Raw genomic sequence first — 24117 nt, forward strand, 5'->3', positions numbered from 1 at the left:
AATTGTTGTACGAATATTGTTATATTTGAAAATGCTTTTTTTTTTTAAGCCCTAAAATAAAATAATCATATGAAATTAACCATTGCCACTATATTTGTTCTACTTTCGTTCAACATCAATTTAAATGCTCAAATAACTAAAGAAAATTATAAATTCTCCAATGACATTGAGAATTATATGGAAAAAGATACTGTTCCGTGGAGATTTCAATATGGAGCAACCTATTATTCAATAAACGGAAATTATAAAAAAGCATTGCAAACGTGGGACAAAACAATGTCTACGGTCCCTTCAATCACTGCTGAAGATAGTTCTTATTTTAAGCAGTTTAAACCTTACTATGCAAAAGATTATATTCTTAAGCGTTCTAAAAATGAAAAGCTAATTATAATTAATGAAGCTCACAATAATTCCAGACATCGAGTTTTTACTACATCTTTATTAAAAGGATTATATAAAAATGGGTATCGCTTTTTGGGTATGGAAATGCTTGATGACACCTTAATAAATCAAAGAAAATTTCCAGTTTTGGCAGGTGGTTCAATTTATATACATGAATCGCAAAGTGCTAATTTAATCAAAGATGCTTTGGATATCGGTTTTACATTATTCAATTATGAATATTTTGGTAAAGGTAAAACTGGTAAAGATAGAGAAATTGGAGAAGCTGAAAATATTGCTAAAATAATGACTCAAAATCCGAATGCGAAATTTTTAATTCATTGCGGTTACGACCACCTAAATGAAGGAATTCCAGGTATAAAAGAATGGGAAAAAGCGATGGCATCACGAGTGCATGATTTAACAGGAATCAATCCTTTCACGATTGATCAAATCCCCGGTTCTGAAAAAGGAGATTTAAAATTTAATACCCCCTTTATTAAAATGGCCAACATAAAGACCCCCTCCATTATGGTTAATGCTCAGGGAGAATCTTATAACGGAAAACAAAGTAACAAAAGAGGGGATTGCAGTATTATTTACCCTGTAAGCACATACACCAACGAAAGGCCTGATTGGCTTACTTTAGATGGACAAAGGAAAATTTTTGATATTCCTGTCAATTCTATTACTGAGTTTCCTGTTTTGGTAATGGCTTATCGAAATAATGAATTGGAACAGAATGGAATTCCTGCAGATATTATCGAGATAAATAGTAGAGAACAAAAAGCTAGTTTAATTTTGGACAAAGGCGATTATCAAATAATTGTAAAAAATAAAGAATATAAAATTATTCAGGATTATCAGCAAAAAATAAAGTAGTTCTGTAATAAAACATAATATTTTTGCAGCATAAAAAGAAAAAAAATGACAACTCATCTCGCACTTCTTCGTGGCATCAACGTTTCCGGTCACAATATGATAAAAATGGAAGCTTTGAAAACAGCTTTAGAAAATATTGGATTTCAAAATGTGCAAACCTATATTCAATCAGGAAATGTTTTTGTAGATACTGATGAAGAAAATGCTCCATCTGTCGGTTTCAAAATCAAGCAGGAAATTTTCAAAACCTTTGGACACGAAGTGCCAATTGTAGTTATTGGAAAAACAGATTTGGAAAACTGCTTTAAAAACAATCGTTTCCTAACAGAAAAAGAAGCAGACATCAAAAAAATGTACGTCGCTTTTGTTTCGATAGCTTTGCGAAGCGACCACATTAATGATTTAAAAATGAGTCAGGTAAAACCTGATGAAGCACATATTGACGAGAGTAGAATCTACATTAAATATTCTGTTGGTGCTGGAAAAACAAGATTTGACCAAAAATACATCGAAAAAAAACTGAATGTAACAGCAACTATTCGCAATTGGAATACTGTGACGCAATTGTTGAAAATGTATGAAGAAAGATAGAATGTATCAAATTATTAGTTTTAAAGCATATTAATGACTTCACCCATTTACGTATTAGGAACAGGACTTTCACATAACGGATCAGCAGTGTTGTTAAAAAACGGTCGTGTTTGTGTAGGTATTGAAAAAGAGCGAATCAGCAGAAAAAAGCACGATGGTGGCAACGATACATTGGCTATTCAGTATTGTTTGGATGCAGAGGGTATCAAACTAAAAGATGTTGCTTTGGTGGTTCAATGTGCTAATTTTGATATACCAAATCGCGACAGATTTGGAGGTGAAAGAGTTTTTTCAAAATCAGAAGAACCTCCGATTATTGATATATCGCATCATTTAGCCCATGCCTATAGTGCTGTAGGAACTTCTCCTTTTTCTGAATGTGCAGTTATGGTAATTGACGGATGCGGGAGTCCTTTGCATCAGTTCTTAAGTATGCATCCTGAACAGGAAAAGGATATAAATTCCGTTTTTTTAAATCAAACACAAATACTATGTGAAAAAGATAGTTTTTATCATTTTGATGGTCAGAAACTCACTCCATTATTCAAAGATTTTAGTCCAATGTCTCAGGTTTCAGTCAACGAATTGAAACTGCCCACTACACAACATTCCATCGGTGGATTTTATGCGACGGTAAGTCATTATGTTTTTGGTGATATGGATGATGTTGGAAAATTAATGGGCTTGGCGCCTTTTGGTAATGCTAAAGATTTTGATTTTGAGGCTTTTGAATTTCAATCCGGAAGGGTATTTGTAAAAGATGATTGGAAAAAACATTTTACAAATCCTTCAAACGGATATGAATATTTTAAAGAGTATTTTTCTTATTACGCCAATGTGGCAAAGTGGGCGCAGGAGCAGGTAGAAAAAGCGGTTATCACCTGTATTACAAATCGTTTGGAACAATTTCCGCATAATAAATTATGTTATACTGGAGGAGTCGCGCTGAATGCTGTCGCCAATGCAAAACTCGAAGATGCAAAAATAGCTGAAATTATTTATTTTGAACCCGCGGCAGGCGACAATGGTCTAGCGCTAGGCTGTGCTTATTATGGCTGGCTAGATTATTTGAATATGCCAAAAGCAGTTCATGACGGAAGTACTTGTTTTGGTAAGCAATACAGTGAAAAACAAATCGAAGAAGCACTTCAAAAAGACGTTAATTCAGCCTATAATCAGAAGAATTTTGAAAATGAAGAGGATTTGATTTCCTATTGTGCCAAAAAACTGAATGAAGGCAAAACAATTGGCTGGTTTCAATCGGGAGCTGAATTTGGCCCTCGTTCATTAGGAAGAAGAAGTATTTTGGCTCATCCTGGAGCGGAAGGAATGAAATTGCACATTAATCGGGATATTAAATTCAGAGAAGATTTTCGCCCTTTTGCGCCAGCTGTTTTAAAAGATAAAGTAGAGGATTATTTTGAATCCGGTAGAAACAGTCCTTATATGATATTGGTCGATAAAACACGTTCCGGATATATTAGCCAATTAAGCAATGTGACACATTGTGATGGATCGGCTCGGGTACAGACTGTTGAAGAAACGTGGAATCCGCGATTTTTCAAATTATTGAAAGAATTTGAAAAAGAAAGCGGTATAGCCGTGCTGCTCAATACCAGTTTGAATAAAAAAGGAATGCCTATTGTTGAAACTCCAGAAGAAGCGCTTCATCTATTTGGAATTTCAGCTTTGGATATTTTAGTTCTTGAAAATACTGTTCTTGAAAAAGTGTAGAACTATTCCATTTCTTTAATCAAATCATTCGCCACGGCAGAATTCATTCGTTGCAATTCGGCTATTACAAGTTTTTTTTCTTCATCACTCATAACTGGTTTTGGTTTTATAAATTGATTAGGATTTGCTTCTGCAAAAAAAAGTTGATCTGTCCACTCGTTCCTAAGACCGTCAATAACCAAATGAATTCGGTTTATTGTTCCCCGATTAGCCACCGAATGCATAAAATTAGCATCAATATACCAACATTCTCCCTCATTCATTATAATTCGGTTACCATCCAGAATAAATTCAACTTCATCGTTTGTAATAATCGGAATGTGTAATCGAAAACAACCATCTTCATAACCAAGACAATTATCTGTGTGTGGCTTTATTTCGGCACCGACGGCTAATTGCAGTAAACGGACTGTTGTTTTTTCAAATAGAAAACCTTTTAAAATTTCTTTAAAATAGTCACAAAACTCCAGAATTTCAGTATTTATAATAGGGTCATCATTATTTGAAGTAGCAAATATTTCATTTGATTTTCCTCCTTTTGCCATCAAAGCAATAGAAGTCCATTTGCCCGAATAACCATTTTTATTATAATGATCAGTCCATTCCTGCTTCAATACTTTCTGAACATCCTTTTTTAAACGTTCCTTATCAAAAACAAAAGGAAATTTTATTGTGCGTACTAATTCTTCCATAATTTAATCTCTTAGCCATTTTTGCATTGCAGGAAATGCTTTTTTATTTTCCTGAAGAGCACGATTTTCACTTAAGGTAAGCCCCATCCATTCCAATAGAGGAAGTCCAATATAGTTTCCGCTGCTAAAATTTGAAATAAACCAATCCGAACAATTTTTGTATCCATTGGGATGAAATACAAAATCCAAAGGCAAATCTAAATGATAACTGGCTGCATAAGACCATAAAATAGCTACTATTTCCTCACCTTGTGTAGGCCACTCACTTGACATTTCTTCAGTTCCGACCAATTTCCTTTCGGATGCTGTAGTAACAGCCAAATGCCCTGCTTCATGCAGAATATCACCCGGATATAATAATTTTTCAAAATCTACATAAATACAATTTGAACCCAACGATAAGCCAGGCAAAAAAGTAGTTTCGTCCAATTCCTTTTCGATAACATCAATCCCAATTTCGTTTAAAAAAGACAAAGCTTTTTCTAATTCTCGACTATGTTTTTTTGTTAACATCTAATCTAATTTTATCAATTAAACTTCTATAACTATTTATTCTGAATTAAATCACAATACCAAAATCCGTAGTCAAAAGCATCCGAAGCTGAAGTATCACAAGCAGTATCAGACGAATCTTCCTCTTTTGGTTTTTCATATTTACGATAAACAATTTCGCCAATTTCAAATTGAATCGGATTGCTGAAAATAGGTCCGTCAAAAGTAAAAGTATGAAATTCTCCGTTTTCGCCACATACATCTACATTTTCGGGTAAATCATTTATAAAATCCTGATCAATTATACGGCCTACAAAACTTTTGTCCAAAAAACGTTCGTTGACACAAACTACAATAGTTTTAAACCCCAATGCAATAAATTCCTGAATTAAATCCGAAGTTGGAATTTTCCAAAGCGGAAACACAGCTTCAAAACCTATTTCGGCTAGTTTGTCTTCCCTGTATTTTCGCAAATCTTCCAAAAAAATATCTCCAAAAACAGAGTGCGTAATACCATGTCCCTTTAATTTGAAAAGTGTGGCCTGCATTACAGCTTCATACACTTCCATCGTTGGCATTTCGGGAATTTGCATAATTTCGAGTGGTAATCCAATACTCTCGGCTTGCTGTTCCAACAATTCAACCCGAACTCCGTGCATAGAAATACGCTGAAACTGCTGATTGACACTGGTTAACAAACAACTAATTTCGTATTCATCATTTTGTAATGTTTTATACAATGCTAAAGCAGAATCTTTACCGCTGCTCCAATTAAATAGGGCTTTCTTTTTCAATGGATTTGTTTTAATTTTTTTCTAGGAACGGATAAACATGTAAAGATGCACTGCAGTGCATCTCTACCGCCGTGTGCATCTATACTACAACCCGTATCTCTGCATAACAAATTTAATACGATTTTTGGTTAAACCTTTGTAACTTTGAATAACTTGTAAATGAAATATGGTATTATTCAAAAATAAATATAAAACCGAATCGAATAGATTAAAAAATTGGGATTATTCTAGTAAAGCAATTTATTTTATTACAATTGTTACTAAAAACAGGGAATCTATATTTGGAGATATTTTAGACATGAAAATGATTTTAAACGATAATGGTAAAATAATTAAAAACGAATTACTAAAATCAATTCAAATCCGTGATCGTTGGTTTTTTCATAATTGGGTTATTATGCCAAATCATATTCATTTGTTGATTGAAATTGTATCAACCAACGCTATGGATTCTCAGAATGATAATACGGACAATTCAGTAGAGACGCACGTAGAGACGCACTGCAGTGCGTCTCTACGTACCCAACGGTCACCATTAAATGAACCTACCAAAAAAATCCTTCCCGATTATACTGATATTGAAATTGTAAAATCATTTATTTCTTATGATGCATATCTCTCATATATCAAATCAATCGACGACTTAAAAACAAACAACGTTGTAGAGACGCACTGCAGTGCGTCTCTACGTGCGTCTCTACCACCAAATCAATCCAAAATTAATTCATTATCACGCAAACCCGATTCCATTTCATCATTTGTGGCTATATTCAAATCAATTACTACCAAACAGATTAATCGATTAACAGAGAGCAATAATTGTGATTCCATTTGGCAATCCAATTACCATGATCACATTGTTAAGGATTATAATTCTTTCGATAAAATATATTATTACATTAAAAACAATCCTAAAAATTGGGATACAGATTCCATAAATTCAATAGAATGAAATACCTTTTCCTTTTTTTCTCCGCATTTGCATTCGCACAGCAAACCAAATCGGTTGATTTTAAAACCGTTGATGGATCGATTTCGATTAATTCAGATAGCAAGAGCATTTCCGGTACAGTTACCTATGTTTTTGAAGTATTAAAACCTATTGACACTATCAAGATTGATGCGCAAAACATGGCTTTTTCGGGAGTAGAACTAAATCATCATAGCATTACATTTACAACTAACGGAAAAGAACTGCTCCTGATATATCCGTTCCAAAAAGGGAAAAATTCCGTTCAATTTTCATACGAAGCAAAGCCCAAACAAACCATGTATTTTGTAGGTTCTGAAGCAACAGATAATTTACAGATTTGGACGCAGGGACAGGGAAAATATACCAGTCATTGGTTTCCGAGTTTTGATAATGTCAATGAAAAAGTAATTTTCAATATAGAAATTGCTTTTGATTCAAAATATCAAGTGTTGTCAAATGGTGTTTTAAAAGATAAATTGTTTGAAAAAAACAAAACCCATTGGAAATATCGTATGCAAAAACCTATGAGCTCTTATTTATTGATGATGGCCATTGGTAAATATGATAAAAACATTTTAAAATCAAAGTCAGGAGTTCCTTTAGAATTGTATCTGGATCCAAAAGACATAAGCAGACAAGAACCAACCTACCGCTATTCTAAAGAAATATTCGATTATTTAGAAAAAGAAATAGGAGTGAAGTACCCTTGGAAAATTTATCGACAAATTCCGGTTTCTGAGTTTCTGTATGCTGGCATGGAAAATACAAGTTCAACATTATTTGCAACCCGTTATGTTGTGGACAGCATTGGTTTTGAAGACCGAAGTTACACCAATGTCAATGCACATGAACTGGCACATCAATGGTTTGGCGATTTAGTAACAGCCCAAAGCGGTAAAAATCATTGGCTTCAGGAAGGATTTGCGACCTATTATGCATTATTAGCAGAACGATCAATCTATGGTGATGATTATTTTTATTCCAAATTATACGAATCATCATTGCAATTAAAGCAAGCCTCTAAAACCGATACAATTCCGGTGCTGAATGCTAAAGCAAGTTCTCTGACATTTTATCAAAAAGGAGCTTGGGCATTGCATGTTTTACGTGAGGGAATAGGAGAGAAGGCTTTTAAAAAAGCGGTAAAGAATTATCTTTTGAAATATTCCTATCAAAACGTTACGACACAGGATTTCTTTGATGAAATCAAAAAAGTATCCAACTATGATTTGGTGAATTTTAGTAAAATATGGCTGGAATCATCAGATTTCAACAGTAATATCGCTAATGAATTATTAGCTAAAAATAACGCAATGAAAGTTGTACTGGAAGTAAACAAACTTAGAAATAAACCAATTGCTGAAAAGTATGGTTTCTTCGAGAAAACATTGAAATCTGATGTGTATCAAAGCGTGAAAGAAGCAATTGTCGGACAACTTTTCAAAGAGAAGTTTGAAGATAAAAAACAGTTATTGCGATTGGCGCTGCAAACCCAAAACGTACAAATAAGACAGGCTGTCGCAAGTACATTTCAAAAAATACCAGAGGAATTTAGAGCTGATTATGAAACATTACTTGATGACAAATCCTATCAGACTCAGGAATTAGCATTATATAATTTATGGAATAATTTTCCCAACCTGAGAGTCGAATATTTATCAAAAACAAAAGACTGGATAGGATTTAATGATTTCAATCTGCGGATACTGTGGCTTTCACTAGCAGTTTCTACTCCAGAATATAATACCGCCGACAAAGAAAAGTATATCACAGAATTAATTGATTATTCTTCGGTAAAATATGAAGCTATAACAAGACAGAATGCCTTAGAATATTTACTCAATTTCAAAATCATTAACGAAGCTGTTTTAAAGAATCTGGTAAATGCTACAACACATCATACATGGCAGTTTTCAAAATTTGGAAGAGACAATATTCGGGTATTATTAAAAAATCCAGAAATCAGAAGTAGTTTTCAAAATATCCTGTCTTCTTTGAACGAAAAAGAACAATTCCAATTGAATCGATTAGTGAAAGAATAAATTTAAAAAAAAGCTAAGTTCCTAAGACAAAACCTTAGAAATTAGCTTCTTAGAATCTCATAAACTCAAAAAAATTACCACATCTGGCTTACTTCTTTTTTAATATATCCCAAAGCGGCATTACTAGGAGTCTGCTTGTCAAGTAAATCATTTAACAATGCTTGTCTCAATTGGTCTGCATTAGTAACTGCTTCGCTCAAAGCTCCTTTTCGAATCATCTGTATAGTAGCATTTTTGGCAGTTGTTATGATAGTCCAGCATTCATCTGTCATGTAAATCTGCTGTGCAAGATTGTGTTCAAATTCCTGGTCTATCTGCGCAATAATAAAATTAGCGTAATCATTTTTATCAGTAGAAATTGGCGAAATTCTAATCAATAAATTAGAAAGACTGATGCGTTCCAGAAATAAAGTCATACGCTCATATGCCTGCAAACGCAATGGCATGGAGTTTTTCTGCCCTTCCTTCATTAATAAATAGCGGCGTCTTCCTTCCTCGTTTTTTGTATGTAAGTTAAAAAAGTAATAGGCAACCGTACCGGTTATAATGGCAGGCAGTGTATAACTAAGCAATTCAATCATTTTTGATAAATCCATTTTGTTTTCGTTTTAAAAAAAGCAAAAATAATGTTTTTGAAACTAAATCAAAGGCAAATTTTTCGCAATAATAAAAAGCGGAATAGTATTTTTGCAACTTCAAAAATCAGAATAAAAATTTATAAGAACCAATGGAAACCTACATCATCGCATTACTTTGTTTAGCTGCTTTTTTTGCAGGGTTTATTGATGCCATTGTCGGCGGAGGTGGTCTTATACAAACACCTGCAGGACTAATTCTTCTGCCAAATCTGCCGGTGTCAACAGTAATAGGAACCCTGAAAATACCAGCTTTCAGCGGCACTTCGTTTGCGGCTTACCAGTATTTAAAAAAAGTTACTCTCGACAAAAAGATTTTGATAATCATGATGCTTTTGGCATTTCCGGCAGCGTTTTTGGGATCAACAGTCTTAACCTATGTGAGTAATGATTTTATGAAGCCGTTATTACTTGTAGTTTTATCATTATTAGCGATTTACACCTATGTTAAGAAAAATTTCGGACAGCATCAAGTCAGAAATATTTCTGCAAAGACTCAAATTCTTAATGCAGTAGGAATCAGTTTTATAGTTGGATTTTATGACGGATTCATAGGGCCTGGCACGGGAAGCTTCCTTGTTGTTGCTTTCATCGCTATAATGGGATTTGACTTTCTTCATGCTTCTGCCAATGCCAAAATGGTAAATCTTGCTACTAATTTTGGTTCGATCTGTTTATTTATCCTCAAAGGAAAAATTATTTGGTCAATTGCTTTGCCTATGGCAGCCAGCAATGCAATAGGAGGATGGCTGGGAGCCAAACTAGCCATCAACAGAGGAAATAAATTTATCCGCGTATTCTTTTTAGTGGTAGTTACTGGTACATTGATCCGTTTTGCCTACGATGTCTTTTTAAAATAAAAAATAAATCTATATTTGATTGTAAAAACAAAAAACCATGGGACATACAACGAAATCAATCCGACCATTTATAGGTTCTAAAGACTTTGATTTATCGCGGAGTTTTTATCGAGATTTAGGATTTAAAGAAACTGCTTTAGGGAACAATATGTCTGTATTTCAAATGGAGAAATTATCATTTTATCTACAGGATGCTTATGTAAAAGACTGGATAGACAATACTATGATTTTCCTGGAAGTTGAGGATGTTGATCTTTTTTGGAACAGCATTTTGGAACTAGAACTAACAGCTAAATACAAAGAGATACGACTTGTTCCAATAAAGGTATTGGATTGGGGAAGAGAGTTTTTTATTACTGATCCAGCTGGTGTTTTATGGCACATTGGAGAGTTTAATAAATAACCAATATACAAGAAAGTCTTTTTGAGAAACGAAGCAATTCTTTGTTTTCTCAAAAAGACTTAACCGCTTTTTTAGCAGCACTTTATTTAGCAGCGCAATCTACAGTTGTAAATTTATACTTCACTTTTTCAAATTCTATAGGCGTTCCTTTAACAAAATATGATTTCCCTAAATAAGTTTCTATTTTACCGCTGCCCAAACTAAGTTCACTGCCTTTTTTTAGAAAAGCCATAGGATTTTTGAATTTTACTTTTTCATTTGTGCCCTGAATAAATGAGTAATCAGCAAACAAAGTATCACCACGGAATTCCCCAGCAACTTTCCCGATTTTATCAGGCATATTCTCAATTTTCATTATCATATCTCCACTTATCTTACCGTTTTTTAAAGTATTGATCGTCAAATTGATTGTATCACTTTCGTAAAGGGCTTTGTAACATTCTGTACTTACTGGTTTTTCTGACTCAGCTTTGGCAGTTTCAGCATCATTTGGAGCTTGATCTTTTTTACAGCTTTGTAATCCAATGCAAGCGAACAGCAAACAAAACAGACTAAGGTTTTTCATAGTATTGTATCTTTAGTTAATAATTTATGGTTATTGCTATCGCTAATTTACTAATAAATTCAGCAATTTTATCTTATAAGAACTAAATTATCTTGATCTGCAGAATTCCGCGTGAGGGATGGAAGCAAGTTACCGAAGTAACACGGACAGCCCGACCGCAATAGAGAAAGGGGCGAATAAAGACATTCCAAAAATCAGCCCCTTTTTCTATTGTGGTCACGCCCTGAAAAACTTTAGAATGAAGATAGCAGATTTTAGTCAGCAGAATTACATTAAGACTCGTTTATTCGCTCTTAAATTCTTAATTTTGCGACAAACACTACATTTTTTCATGCAAAAATATATAGAACAACTTAACGAAGCTCAGCGCGAACCTGTATTGCAAAAGGATGGTCCTATGATTATTATTGCGGGAGCGGGCTCGGGGAAAACCCGTGTGCTTACCATCAGAATTGCTTATTTGATGCATCAGGGCATTGATCCATTCAATATTTTGTCGCTTACTTTTACCAATAAAGCGGCGCGTGAGATGAAAAAACGTATCTCGGATATTGTGGGATCAAGCGAGGCTAAAAATCTTTGGATGGGAACGTTTCACTCCGTTTTTGCTCGTATTTTGCGTGCCGAAGCAGAACATTTGGGTTATCCGTCAAATTTTACAATTTATGATTCACAGGATTCCTTGCGTGCTATTTCGGGAATTATCAAGGAAATGCAGCTGGATCGTGATATATATAAACCAAAACAGGTTCTAGGCAGGATTTCGAACTTTAAAAACAGTTTGATAACCGTAAAAGCTTATTACAATGACCCCGATTTACAGGAAGCAGATGCGATGAGCAAAAAGCCTAGAATGGGCGAAATTTACCAGAATTATGTTGATCGCTGTTTCAAGTCGGGTGCGATGGATTTTGATGATTTATTATTAAAAACTAATGAACTGCTGACTCGTTTTCCAGAAGTTTTGGCAAAATATCAGAACCGTTTTCGTTACTTATTGGTAGATGAGTACCAAGATACGAACCATTCCCAGTATTTGATCGTTCGCGCTTTGTCGGATAAATTTCAGAATATCTGCGTAGTTGGGGATGACGCTCAGAGTATTTATGCTTTTCGCGGGGCGAATATCAACAACATTTTGAACTTCCAGAAGGATTATGAGGGAGTAAAAACCTTTAGGCTTGAACAAAATTACCGTTCAACCAAAAATATTGTGGAAGCGGCCAACACTATCATCGACAAGAATAAAGTAAAACTTGACAAGGTGGTTTGGACAGCCAATGATTTTGGTCCAAAAATAAAAGTTCACCGAAGTATTACCGATAATGAAGAGGGACGTTTTGTTGCTGCAACCATTTGGGAGCAAAAAATGAATCATCAGCTGAATAATGGCGCTTTTGCTATTTTATACCGTACCAATGCGCAGTCCAAAGCTATGGAAGATGCGTTGCGAAAAAGAGATATTCCGTATCGTATTTATGGTGGTTTGTCTTTTTACCAAAGAAAAGAGGTTAAAGATGCACTGTGTTATTTGCGATTGGTAATAAATCCAAAAGATGAGGAAGCTTTGGTGCGAGTGATTAATTATCCAGCGAGAGGAATTGGAAATACAACCATCGAGAAACTGACTATTGCAGCTAATCATTATAAGCGTTCGATTTTTGAAGTAATGCAGAATATTGAACGTATTGATTTGAAATTGAATTCAGGTACCAAACAAAAGCTATTGGATTTTGTTACTATGATTCAAAGTTTTCAGGTGATTAATGAGAATCAGGATGCTTTTTATGTTGTAGAACATGTGGCAAAAAAAACAGGTTTGATTCAGGAATTAAAAAAAGATGCTACTCCTGAAGGAATGGCCCGAATTGAAAATATAGAACAATTACTAAATGGTGTTAAGGATTTCATCGAAGGTCAAAAAGAAGTTGACGGGGCTGTCGGCTCATTATCAGAATTCATGGAAGATGTGGCACTTGCAACCGATTTGGACAAAGACACCAGCGATGAAGACCGTGTGGCTTTAATGACGATTCACCTTGCCAAAGGACTTGAATTTCCTCATGTGTTTGTAGTGGGAATGGAGGAAGATTTGTTTCCTAGCGCCATGAGTATGAGTACGCGAAGTGAACTTGAAGAAGAACGCCGCTTGTTTTATGTAGCTTTGACCCGCGCTGAGCATCAGGCATATTTAACCTATTCACAATCACGTTACCGCTGGGGAAAATTGACTGACAGCGAGCCTTCCCGTTTTATCGAAGAAATAGATAGCCAATTCTTAGAATATCTGACACCTGCCGAAAGTAATTACCGTTATAAATCATCAATAGACAGTGATATTTTTGGAGATGTAGATAAATCCAAATTGCGTTTGGCAAAACCGATAGGAAGTACACCGCCTAAACACGTTACTGATAACCAACCCAAGCCAGATGCCAATGTGCGAAAACTGAAACCGGTATCGGGAGGTAATCCTTCGGGCGGTACAGCAAATTTATTTGACAATAAACTGGCAGCTGGAAATATGGTGATGCATGAACGCTTTGGAAAAGGCCAAGTCATCAATCTGGAAGGAGTCGGACCTGATAAAAAAGCGGAAATCAAGTTTGAAGTAGGCGGTTTGAAAAAATTATTATTGCGTTTTGCAAAATTAGATATCATCGGATAGTATTCAGCTTAAATAATTAAATCTAAAATTTAATACCCAATTATAGTCAGAAAATCAAAAATCGTTAATCAAAAATCTTCATTCTCATGGCTCAATTCATAAAAATATACGAAGACAAACCTAGCGAAGCAGCTATTGCAAAAGTTGTAAAAGTACTTCAAGATGGCGGTTTGGTAATTTATCCAACAGACACGGTTTACGGATTAGGTTGTGATATCACCAATTCTCGTGCTCTTGAAAAAATTGCCAAGATAAAAGGCGTTAAACTCGAAAAAGCCAATTTTTCGTTTATCTGCCATGATTTAAGCAACTTATCCGATTATGTAAAGCAAATTGACACTTCGACCTTTAAACTCCTTAAAAGAGCTTTACCTGGACCTTATACTTTTATTCTGCCAGGAAACAATAATCTCCCAAAGGAATTCAAGAAGAAAACTACAGTTGGTATTCGTATTCCAGATAATTCTATTGCATTGGAAATTGTACGCCAACTCGGAAATCCAATCGTTTCTACTTCTATTCGTGATGAAGATGAAGTGATTGAATACACCACAGATCCTGAACTTATTTTTGAAAAATGGCAAAATTTGGTCGACATGGTTATTGATGGGGGTTACGGAGACAACATGGGATCAACTATAATTGATTTATCTGGAGATGAACCAATTGTCGTGAGAGAAGGAAAAGGAGATATTGATATTATATAGGCTTTTATTTTAAGCCAAGGATTAAATATGTTAGATCAAAAATAGAACATAAAAAACGCTTCGAAATATCGAAGCGTTTTTTATGAATTATAATAAAACCTTATTTTTGAACCGGAGCTGTTGTTGTACCGCTTGGTTTTTTCATTTCTTTTTCAACCATATCATAGAACTGGTCAATTTTTGGCATTACATAGATACGGGTTCTTCTATTTTTAGATTTGTTTTCAGCAGAATCATTAGGAACCAAAGGAACATAAGAACTTCTACCTGCAGCGATCAATTGTGCTGGATTAACTCCTAAATCTTTAGATAAAATACGAATAATTGAGGTAGAACGCTTAACACTTAAGTCCCAGTTGTCTACTAAACATGCATTACCTTTTAATACATCAGTATCAGTGTGACCTTCAACCATACATTCAAAATCCGGCTTGTCATTTACTACTTTCGCAACTTTAGCTAAAACTCCTTTAGCTTTGTCACTTACTTCATAGCTGCCGCTTTTGAACAACATTTTATCAGAAATAGAGATGAAAACTACACCTTTATCAACATTTATTTCGATATCCTGATCATCCAATCCTACTACAGATTTCAAACTTGTAACAACTGCAAGTGTAACGCTGTCTTTTTTAGTCAAAGCATCTTGCATTCTACTAATTTTCAAATCTTTTTCTTTAATAGATTCTAAGGCTTTTTCAATATTTTCAGCACCTTTAGTTGATAAAATCGTCATATCTTTTGAAGTGGAAATCAAATGCTGATTAGTTTCTTTCAATCCGTCAACAGTTGCTTTAAGACCAGCTTTTTCTTCTAAACAAGAATTTAATTTTACAGTACAAGAATTCAACAAATCTTGAGTTTCTTTATTTTTAGCTTCTAAAGCGGCATACTCCTTTTTCGAAACACAAGAAGTAAGAAGAGCTAAAGCAGATAACGTAATCATTATTTTTTTCATAAAAAAGGGAATTTAATTAAACGTGTGAATTACAAAGTTAGTTTTTAAAAGTTAAATTTAAATGTAAATTATTGTTAAATAACATCAGCAAAAACTGTGCCGTTCTTAACATAATATCCATAAACGATGCTTTTCGATTTAAAGTATATTTCAGTTTGATTTTTTTCTCTTTTTTTATAATTTTTTAAAAATAACCTATAAAAAGAAAAATGAGCTCTTATAATTGCCCAGCAATGAGCAAATTGACTCGAGAATACAAATTTAACACCTGCGGCTCCGTCCAACAGCAATCTCAAAAAAACAATTTGGAAAAGTTTTCTTTGTGGCAGATTTTTTGTTAACATCAATAGCGAATTTCTAAAATTTAGAAACGTTTTTTGCGGATTAGCAACTTGCAAAGTTGCCCCTCCAACATGATAAACTACTGATTCTGAATTGTATTTAATTTTATAACCTTTATTCAAAGCTCGCCAGCATAAATCGATTTCTTCCTGATGAGCAAAAAAATCTTCATCAAAACCTTTTAATTCTTTATAAACAGCACTTCTAATAAAAAAGCAAGCTCCAGAGGCCCAAAATATTTCTGATGTATCATTATATTGGCCATTGTCTTTTTCTACAGTATCAAAAACACGTCCGCGGCAGAATGGATAGCCATATTTATCAATAAATCCGCCGGCAGCACCAGCGTATTCGAAATATTCTTTTCGTTTAAAATCTAAAATCTTAGGCTGAATAATTGCAGTATTAGGTTCTGCATCAAAAGTTTCAACTATAGGTTTCAACCAATTTTCAGTAACTTCAATATCTGAATTTACTAAGGCAAAAATATCAGCATCAATATGTTGCAAAGCTTCATTATAACCGCCAGCAAAACCACTATTGGTTGAATTCTGCACGATTTTCACTGAAGGGTAATTGTTTTTTACAAATTCTATCGATTCATCTGTTGAAGCATTATCAGCAACATAAACAGTTGCTTCGGGCGAGAATTGAATTACTGATGGCAGAAACTGTTCTATAAGCTTTACACCATTCCAATTCAGTATAACTACGGCTATTTTCATTTAGATTTATTAGATAATTTAGATTGTTGGATTCTTAGATTTTTAGACTTTGGATTTTTAGAACATGTAAACTCTAATCAATCTAAAAATCTAAAATGTCTAAAAAACCAAACCTTTATAGTTTGGCAATTCTCTCAAAAACTCATATTTCTCATTTTCGAAATCCATTAGGCAAAAATAATGATTTAGCCCATTGGTCACCATCAGAAATTCGGCTTCGAGTGTCATATTATATCGTGCAATTTGGTCAAATGTTGCTTGTGAAATTTTAACTTCGGGAGCTTTGCATTCGATTAATATAAAGATGGAACCATCAGGATTAAAAACCACAACATCATAACGCTTTCGCAAACCATTGACTAATAAAACTTTTTCAACATTAATCAATGATTTTGGGTATTTTTTTTCTTCCAAAAGGTAATTAACAACATGCTGACGAACCCATTCTTCGGGGGTAAGGATGATGAATTTTTTCCTGATTGCATCAAAAATAGATACTTTATTTTCGCTATTTTTGAAACGAAAAGCATAAGAAGGAAAATTGAGTTTTTGCATGAGGCAAAAATAATTAAATAGTTTAAAAGTCTAAGGTTTAAAATTGTTTAAATAAAACCTGAAAAGAAATTTTGCATCAAAACTTTTAAACCTTCAAACCTTTAAATCTTAAACCAAAAAAATGGACGAAGTTTTAAAAATTGTTAATGATATTAAAGGAGGGAACATTAAGCCTATCTATTTTTTAATGGGCGAGGAGCCTTACTACATTGACAAATTATCTGAATATATCGAAAATAATATTTTATCCGAAGATGAAAAAGGGTTTAATCAAACCGTTTTATATGGAAGAGATGTGAGTATTGAAGATGTGATTTCTACTGCCAAACGTTATCCAATGATGGCCGATCGTCAGGTAGTCATTGTCAAAGAAGCTCAGGAATTGTCTCGGACGATCGACAAAATTGAAAGTTATGCCGAAAATCCAATGCCATCAACCGTTTTGGTGTTTTGCTACAAATACAAAACATTGGATAAACGTAAAAAATCTACCAAAGTTCTGGCTAAAAACGGAATTGTTTATGAAAGTAAAAAACTGTATGAAAACCAAGTAGGGGACTGGATCAAGCGAGTATTAGCAGGCAAAAAATATTCGATAGAACCAAAAGCTTCAGCAATGCTGGTAGAGTTTTTAGGAACTGATTTGAGTAAAATCAATAATGAACTAGAAAAACTGCAAATTATTTTACCAGCCGGAAGTACTATTTCTGCTAAAGATATTGAAGAAAACATCGGTTTTAGTAAAGATTATAATGTATTTGAATTGCGAAAAGCCATTGGCGAGCGTGACCAATTAAAGGCCTATAAAATTGCCGAAAACTTTGCTCAAAACCCAAAAGACAATCCAATTGTTATGACGACAGGTTTGGTTTTTGGCTTTTTTATTCAACTATTAAAATACCACGGATTAAAGGATAAAAATCCGAAAAATGTGGCTTCTGCACTTGGTGTGAATCCTTTTTTTCTTAAAGATTATGATGTTGCGCTAAAAAATTATCCAATGAAAAAAGTCAGTCAGATCGTAGCTTCCTTACGAGATACGGATGTAAAAAGCAAAGGAGTAGGCGCTAACAGTTTGTCGCAGGCTGATTTATTAAGAGAGATGCTGTATAAAATTTTTAATTAAACAATTATGTCATGTTTGCTTCCGCTAAAAAATGGATTTATTTACTAGTTTTTCTTCATGTCGTAAATTTCGCTATGCCACAAGATTCGAAAATAAACACTACTAAATACGCTTCTTTTGAAGAGTATCCTGTTTATTTAAAAGATGATTTAGGTGTAACTTATTCACTAGCAAAAACTATTATCAAACTTTGGAGTCCGAATGTAGAGGAAACCAAAATAAATCTTTACAAAAAAGGCGATGGTGGCGAAATACTGCAAACAAAAAATCTGGATTATGATGCTAAAACTGGAGTCTGGAAAATTATTTTGGATGGAAATTATCATAATACTTATTATACTTTACAAGTAAAAAATAAAGGAATTTGGTCTAAAGAAATACCCGATCCTTACGCAAAAGGAGTGGGGGTAAACGGAAATCGAGGATTAATTTTCGACCCCAAACTAACAGATCCAAAAAACTGGAAAACCGACAAGCAACCTCCATTACAATCTGCTTCGGATATAATATTATACGAAGCGCATGTTCGGGATTTTTCAATTGACCCTTCTTCGGGGATAAAAAACAAAGGAAAATTTTTAGAATTCACAGAGAAAAATACTAAAAATGCTTTTGGTGAAACTACAGGATTAGATCATTTGAAAGAAATAGGTATCACTCATTTACATTTGCTTCCTGTGTTTGATTATAAATCGGTTGATGAAGCTGCTTTAGATAAAAACCAATACAATTGGGGGTATGATCCTCAGAATTACAATTCTTTAGAAGGCTCATATTCAACCAACCCTTTTAATGGTTTAGTACGAATAAAAGAATACAAAGAAATGGTTATGGCTTTACACGAAGCCAAAATCCATTTGATAATGGATGTTGTGTACAATCACACGAGTTCGACTGAGATTTTTGATCAACTAGTTCCTGGATATTATTACAGAAGCTGGCCAAATGGAAAACGTTCTGACGCTACAGCCTGTGGAAATGAATTTGCTTCTGACCGAATAATGGCTCGTCAATTCATGATTGAATCCCTTAAATATTGGGTAAAAGAATATCATGTTGACGGCTTTAGATTTGATTTAATGGCTGTTCACGATATCGAAACGATGAATGCCATTTCAAAGGAATTAAAAAAAATAAATCCAAGTATTTTCCTTTACGGAGAAGGATGGACAGCAGGAGATTCACCTTTGTCAATCGAAAAAAGAGCCTTAAAAACTAACGTAAAACAACTTAATGAAATAGCTGTTTTCTCTGATGATATACGTGACGGTGTAAAAGGACATTGGTCAAATGTTACTGAAAAAGGCTTTGTAAGTGGCAATCCAAATTACAAAGAGGTAATTCAATTTGGAATAGTAGCATCGACAAATCATCCACAAGTAAAATACGATCCTAAAAGAAGTTATGCTCAATTTCCCTATTCAGACAGTCCTAACAAAATTATTGGCTATGTTTCCTGTCACGACAACAACACTTTGTATGATAAACTAAAAATTGCCAATCCTAATGCCTCAGAAAAAGACTTGGTAAAAATGGATAAATTGGCTAATACTATTGTTTTAACTTCTCAAAGTATTCCATTTTTGCACATGGGTGTAGAAATGAAACGCACCAAAATGGGTGTAGAGAACTCTTATAAATCTCCCGATAGCATTAATAAAATTGACTGGAATTGGAAGCATGAGAACAAAGAACTGGTTCAATATTATGAAAACCTGATTGCATTAAGAAAAAATCATCCTGCTTTTAAAATGTCATCTGAAAAATTGATTCAAGAACACTTAGAATTTCTATCCTTGGATTCTCCTTTATTAGTTGGTTATACTCTAAAAAATTATGCCAATGGAGATTCATGGAAAAATATCAGAGTTTATTTTAATGGAGATGAAAAAGACACAAAACAAACAATTGAAGGTAACTGGAAAATGGTGTGTGATGGAGAAAACATCAATCCAAACGGGATATCAAAAGTTACAAATCAAATCATCTCAATTCCAGGAAGAAGCGCGGTAATTTTGTATCAGGATTAGAAATTTTAATTTAAAAATACAGCAAAAAATCCCGATATTTACACCTTTCTAAAAACAAATACTACAATTATGGGAATGAATAAAAATACTATTTTAGGATGGGCTACTTTTATAATGGTACTTATGGGATTATTATTGATAGGATTGGGCTTTTTTAAATACAGAGATGTTTCCGGCTGGGGTTTTGCTGCAGTTGGAGTTGGTTTTTTAGCCAACGCTTGGGTTTTTAATGCTTTGAAAGGGCGCGTATAAAAAATATTTATAGTTTTAAACGGTTATTACATTTTTTGGTAATAGCCGTTTTTTTTATTCCTAAATTTTAAAATCTCACAAGCGTTATCAATACTAATTCTAATTATTTACATAAAATTAATCTCTTAATATTTGGATTAAACACGCTTAACCTAATCATCATAATTTGAACAATATCAATTAACCTCTTCATGATTTTATCAGCATAGTTTTGTCACAAACAAAAAAAACAAAAACTATGAAATTTAACTATTTAAAAAGAGCAGGAGTATTATCTGTATTAAGTTTAGCTGTATTTAGCTGTCAAAATGATAATAACGAGGATCCAAAACCTGAACCTTCTGCTATTGATTTTAACAATGTATCATCAGTACCAGCTTTAGTAATAGCAAAAGAAGGTTTTGAAAACTTAAAAATCACTTCAATGATCAGCAGTTCGGATGTATTGTCAGGATCTCCTAGTTTTGTTTATGGAGCGCAGCCTGACGGTGCTGGTTTTATGAAAGATCCTAACAGTGATGGCTACATGATGATTACTAATCACGAAATTCTGCAGTCGGTTTCAAGAGTTTATTTTGATAAGACATTAAAACCAATAAAAGGAGAGTACATCGTTGATGGAATTGGAGGTATGACCAGATTGTGTTCTGCAACATTGGCAACTCCGGCTATTAACGGTTTTGGACCAATGTTTTTAACCGCTGGAGAAAGCAGTGAAGAAAGTATGGTTCACGGTATCGATCCACTTAGTTTATCAAGTGAAAAAAGCAGAAAAGACAGAGTTTTACCAGCTTTAGGTAAAGCAAATATGGAAAATGCTGTTCCGCTTACAAAAGAAGCTTATGCAGGCAAAACGGTGATTTTGATAGGTGAAGATCAGTCTTATTCAACTTCTCATACTAGTGCAGGTCAGATAATTATGTATGTAAGTAATACTGTTGGTGATCTTACTAATGGGAAATTATATGCGTTAAAAAGAAATGACGGAAATCAGGTAGAAACTTCAATGACTATTGGAAACTCTTTTGATGTGTCATTTGTTGAAATTCCAAATGCTAAAAACATCACTGGAGCAGAAATCAATACAGCTGTAAATAATTTAGGAGCTATCCGTTTTTCAAGAGTTGAAGATGTTGATTACAGAAAAGGAAATGCAAAAAACAATCGTGAAATCTATTTTACTGCAACAGGTCAATCTCCTGACAAAACTAATCCTGTTGAAGGATTTACTATGTGGGGAAGAGTTTACAAATTAGTATTAAATGATACTAATCCATTAGCTGGTAAATTGGAGTTAGTTGTTGAAGGTGATTCTACTCCTGGAACAGGAATCATCAATCCTGATAACCTTTGTGTAACTGAAAATTATGTTTATATCCAAGAAGATGGAGACTCTTTTTATACAAATGCCAAGCACGATTCTTACATTTGGCAATATAATATTGCTGCAAAAACCAACAAACCATGGCTGACAATGAATCACAAGCGTGAGGATGCTGCTTGGAATACTACATATAATGCAGCAGGAGGCATAATGAAATTAGGAAGCTGGGAATACGGAGCTATGCAGGATATTTCAGATGTTATAGGAGTTCCAAATACGTTTCTATTGAATATTCACCCGCATACTTGGCAAAAAGAAGCTTTCAAATATGCAGATGGAAGTAAAGTGAATGAGAACATGGAAGGCGGACAAACCGTAATAATAAGAAATGTTCAAAAATAATTTTTGATATTAATATATAAAGAACAGCCCTTTTACAGGGTTGTTTTTTGTTTTTATTTACCTAAAATGTGATTATTTAAAATGAATTTCACCAACAAAATAATTATTGTTCTGAATCTAGCGCTAGTAATTCTATTATCTGGATGCGAAAAAGAATATAAAGAGATAACAATTCAGCAAGAGTTAATCTCAAATATTGAAAAACTTAATCGAGAAGTTATTGATTTTGGAATGATAGCAGAAGAAAGCAATGACGAAAAATTAATACAGCAGGCTTTCAAAACAACACGTTTGTCTTATAAAAAAATGGAATGGGCGGTTGAATATTTCACTCCCGATCCGGCCCGATTCATAAATGGTCCCGCTTTGGATGAATTAGAAGTTGCCGAAAATACTTTTATTCCGCCAAATGGTTTTCAGGTGATAGAAGAACTTATTTTTCCAAATTACAGTATTGAAAACAAAGCCGAATTGATTCGAAAAATAAAAATACTGAGTGGAAACTTAAAACAAATAAAAGAACATTTGAGTGTTATTACAATTTCAAACGCTCACATTCTTGACGCTTCAAAAATGGAGCTTAACAGAATTCTGGCTTTAGGAATCACAGGATTCGATTCGCCAATAGCTTTTCATTCCATACCAGAAGCAAAAAAAAGCTTGGCCTCAATAGGAAATTTAATTTCAAAAATGAATTTCAAAAGCCCAGAATCAGTTCAATGTGAAAAGGAAATAAAAGCTTTAATTAACCAAGCAGGTAATTATTGCGATTCGAATGCTGATTTCAAAACTTTTGACAGAGCTCATTTTATTAAAAGCTTTTTAAACCCAATCAGCAAAAAGTTGGTCGCTTTTCAAAAAACAAATAAAATAGAAAAGACAAGCAGAAATAATGTTGTAAATCCATACGCAGCAACTATTTTCGAAAAAAATGCTTTTGATGTGAATGCTTTTATTCCGTCAAAAGAATATCAATATTCGAAAGAAAAAGCTGAATTAGGCCAAAAACTATTTTACGAAAATTCTTTTTCTGACAGTAAAACCAGAAGCTGTTCATCCTGTCATATTCCAGAAAAAGCATTTACCGATGGATTAAAAACAAATCAATCTCTAAACGGAGGTAATTTGAGCAGAAATACGCCAACGCTGGCTTATGCTTCACTTCAGAATGCACAGTTTTGGGATATGCGTCAATTGGATTTAGAAAAACAGAGTCTCGATGTTATTCAAAATAAAGATGAAATGCACGGAAATGTTGCGAATGCAATTCAGATTTTAAATAAAGACAGGGAATACCAAAAACTATTCAAAAAAGCATTTCCAAATTCAAAGAAAATAGAAGAATGGCAGGTTCAAAATTCGTTAGCCAGCTATATTCGCTCCTTAAACGCATTCGACAGCAGGTTTGATGAGTATATGAGAGGAGAATCGAATGATTTTACAGATGATGAAAAATTGGGATTTAACATCTTTGCAGGTAAAGCAAAATGTGCTACCTGTCATTTTATTCCTTTATTTAACGGAACCGTACCGCCTAACTATCAAAAAACAGAGCAAGAAGTTATAGGAACACCCTCAGATAAAAACGGAAAAAAAATCAGCCCAGATTTAGGAAGATATCTGCAATACGAAATGCCTCAATTGAAAAACGCTTTCAAAACTCCGTCCCTGCGAAATGTAGCTGTGACTGCGCCTTATATGCACAATGGGGTTTATTCCACATTAGAAGAAGTGGTTGATTTTTACAACAAAGGAGGCGGAACCGGCTTAGGGATACAAATTGATAATCAGACATTGCCAACTGATAAATTAGAATTAACCGAAAAAGAAATGAAAGCATTAGTGGCATTTATGAAAACTTTGACGGATAAAGGCATAAGTCCAAAGTTGTAAGTCATAAAGTTTGTAAAGTCATAAACTTGGAAATTCGAAAATTTGACATTGCAATTGTTATTGACTTTGACATTGATAATAGACATGTTGT

At 33.9% G+C, this 24117-nt stretch carries 22 protein-coding genes; 14 read left to right on the plus strand and 8 right to left on the minus strand.

Going from position 1 to position 24117, the window contains the following annotated elements; all coding sequences use genetic code 11:
* Positions 1-69 precede the first annotated feature (69 nt).
* Genes C8P67_RS14275 through C8P67_RS14285 form a run of 3 tightly spaced genes read left to right on the plus strand, consistent with a single transcriptional unit; the run spans position 70 to position 3588 of the window.
* Positions 70-1263, plus strand: coding sequence for a hypothetical protein (locus C8P67_RS14275; protein WP_115813843.1), 1194 nt, complete (start codon positions 70-72; stop codon positions 1261-1263).
* A gap of 45 nt (positions 1264-1308) precedes the next feature.
* Positions 1309-1854, plus strand: coding sequence for a DUF1697 domain-containing protein (locus tag C8P67_RS14280; protein WP_115813844.1), 546 nt, complete (start codon positions 1309-1311; stop codon positions 1852-1854).
* 33 nt (positions 1855-1887) lie between these two features.
* Complete coding sequence (locus C8P67_RS14285) at positions 1888-3588, plus strand: carbamoyltransferase family protein (protein ID WP_115813845.1); 1701 nt, start codon at positions 1888-1890, stop codon at positions 3586-3588.
* Between the two features lie 2 nt (positions 3589-3590).
* On the opposite strand, the gene C8P67_RS14290 is transcribed toward C8P67_RS14285, so the two are convergent.
* The 3 genes from C8P67_RS14290 to C8P67_RS14300 are packed head-to-tail and all read right to left on the minus strand — an operon-like array spanning position 3591 to position 5566.
* A complete protein-coding gene (locus C8P67_RS14290; RefSeq protein ID WP_115813846.1) occupies positions 3591-4280 on the minus strand; it encodes an aspartyl/asparaginyl beta-hydroxylase domain-containing protein in 690 nt (229 codons plus the stop codon).
* A gap of 3 nt (positions 4281-4283) precedes the next feature.
* Positions 4284-4793: a hypothetical protein gene (locus C8P67_RS14295; protein ID WP_115813847.1), complete on the minus strand. Its 510-nt coding sequence runs from the start codon at positions 4791-4793 to the stop codon at positions 4284-4286.
* A gap of 32 nt (positions 4794-4825) precedes the next feature.
* Positions 4826-5566, minus strand: coding sequence for a Dph6-related ATP pyrophosphatase (locus tag C8P67_RS14300; protein ID WP_115813848.1), 741 nt, complete (start codon positions 5564-5566; stop codon positions 4826-4828).
* A 166-nt stretch (positions 5567-5732) separates the two neighbouring features.
* On the opposite strand from C8P67_RS14300, the gene C8P67_RS14305 reads away from it, so the two are divergent.
* Both C8P67_RS14305 and C8P67_RS14310 read left to right on the plus strand, forming a co-directional pair.
* Positions 5733-6518, plus strand: a complete 786-nt coding sequence (locus tag C8P67_RS14305; protein WP_115813849.1) for a transposase — start codon at positions 5733-5735, stop codon at positions 6516-6518.
* Positions 6515-8581, plus strand: coding sequence for a M1 family metallopeptidase (locus C8P67_RS14310; protein ID WP_115813850.1), 2067 nt, complete (start codon positions 6515-6517; stop codon positions 8579-8581). The genes C8P67_RS14305 and C8P67_RS14310 overlap by 4 nt, the downstream gene beginning before the upstream one ends.
* Before the next feature lie 74 nt (positions 8582-8655).
* On the opposite strand, the gene C8P67_RS14315 is transcribed toward C8P67_RS14310, so the two are convergent.
* Entirely contained in the window at positions 8656-9177 is a 522-nt protein-coding gene (locus tag C8P67_RS14315) for a DUF7935 family protein (protein WP_115813851.1), read from the minus strand.
* Positions 9178-9308: 131 nt separating this feature from the next.
* Between C8P67_RS14315 and C8P67_RS14320 the strand changes: the two genes are divergently transcribed.
* Both C8P67_RS14320 and C8P67_RS14325 read left to right on the plus strand, forming a co-directional pair.
* A complete protein-coding gene (locus tag C8P67_RS14320) occupies positions 9309-10076 on the plus strand; it encodes a sulfite exporter TauE/SafE family protein (protein ID WP_115813852.1) in 768 nt (255 codons plus the stop codon).
* Between the two features lie 37 nt (positions 10077-10113).
* Positions 10114-10479 (plus strand): VOC family protein, encoded by a 366-nt coding sequence (locus C8P67_RS14325; RefSeq protein WP_115813853.1) that lies wholly within the window; start codon positions 10114-10116, stop codon positions 10477-10479.
* A gap of 82 nt (positions 10480-10561) precedes the next feature.
* Here the strand turns inward: C8P67_RS14325 and C8P67_RS14330 are convergent, their stop codons facing one another.
* The gene (locus C8P67_RS14330; protein WP_115813854.1) at positions 10562-11044 is read right to left on the minus strand and encodes a hypothetical protein; all 483 of its coding nucleotides are present in this window, start codon (positions 11042-11044) and stop codon (positions 10562-10564) included.
* 331 nt (positions 11045-11375) lie between these two features.
* On the opposite strand from C8P67_RS14330, the gene C8P67_RS14335 reads away from it, so the two are divergent.
* Complete coding sequence (locus C8P67_RS14335) at positions 11376-13712, plus strand: ATP-dependent helicase (RefSeq protein WP_115813855.1); 2337 nt, start codon at positions 11376-11378, stop codon at positions 13710-13712.
* A gap of 86 nt (positions 13713-13798) precedes the next feature.
* The gene (locus tag C8P67_RS14340; protein ID WP_115813856.1) at positions 13799-14419 is read left to right on the plus strand and encodes an L-threonylcarbamoyladenylate synthase; all 621 of its coding nucleotides are present in this window, start codon (positions 13799-13801) and stop codon (positions 14417-14419) included.
* A 100-nt stretch (positions 14420-14519) separates the two neighbouring features.
* Here the strand turns inward: C8P67_RS14340 and C8P67_RS14345 are convergent, their stop codons facing one another.
* From C8P67_RS14345 to C8P67_RS14355, 3 genes are all read right to left on the minus strand, one after another.
* Positions 14520-15377, minus strand: a complete 858-nt coding sequence (locus C8P67_RS14345) for an OmpA/MotB family protein (protein WP_115813857.1) — start codon at positions 15375-15377, stop codon at positions 14520-14522.
* A gap of 74 nt (positions 15378-15451) precedes the next feature.
* Positions 15452-16444, minus strand: a complete 993-nt coding sequence (locus C8P67_RS14350) for a glycosyltransferase family 2 protein (RefSeq protein ID WP_115813858.1) — start codon at positions 16442-16444, stop codon at positions 15452-15454.
* Between the two features lie 99 nt (positions 16445-16543).
* On the minus strand, positions 16544-16999 hold the full coding sequence (locus tag C8P67_RS14355; protein WP_115813859.1) for a type I restriction enzyme HsdR N-terminal domain-containing protein: 456 nt from the start codon (positions 16997-16999) through the stop codon (positions 16544-16546).
* Between the two features lie 121 nt (positions 17000-17120).
* Here C8P67_RS14355 and holA point away from each other — a divergent pair, with 121 nt between their 5' ends.
* The 5 genes from holA (at position 17121) to C8P67_RS14380 (ending at position 24026) form a co-directional block, all read left to right on the plus strand.
* A complete protein-coding gene (holA, locus tag C8P67_RS14360; protein WP_115813860.1) occupies positions 17121-18125 on the plus strand; it encodes a DNA polymerase III subunit delta in 1005 nt (334 codons plus the stop codon).
* Positions 18126-18136: 11 nt separating this feature from the next.
* Entirely contained in the window at positions 18137-20155 is a 2019-nt protein-coding gene (pulA, locus tag C8P67_RS14365) for a type I pullulanase (RefSeq protein ID WP_115813861.1), read from the plus strand.
* Positions 20156-20224: 69 nt separating this feature from the next.
* A complete protein-coding gene (locus tag C8P67_RS14370) occupies positions 20225-20407 on the plus strand; it encodes a CAL67264 family membrane protein (RefSeq protein WP_115813862.1) in 183 nt (60 codons plus the stop codon).
* 238 nt (positions 20408-20645) lie between these two features.
* A complete protein-coding gene (locus tag C8P67_RS14375) occupies positions 20646-22133 on the plus strand; it encodes an alkaline phosphatase PhoX (RefSeq protein WP_115813863.1) in 1488 nt (495 codons plus the stop codon).
* An 81-nt stretch (positions 22134-22214) separates the two neighbouring features.
* A complete protein-coding gene (locus C8P67_RS14380; RefSeq protein ID WP_115813864.1) occupies positions 22215-24026 on the plus strand; it encodes a cytochrome-c peroxidase in 1812 nt (603 codons plus the stop codon).
* Positions 24027-24117 lie beyond the last annotated feature (91 nt).

The sequence above is a fragment of the Flavobacterium aquicola genome (genome assembly GCF_003385115.1).
Classification (GTDB): Bacteria; Bacteroidota; Bacteroidia; order Flavobacteriales; family Flavobacteriaceae; genus Flavobacterium; species Flavobacterium aquicola.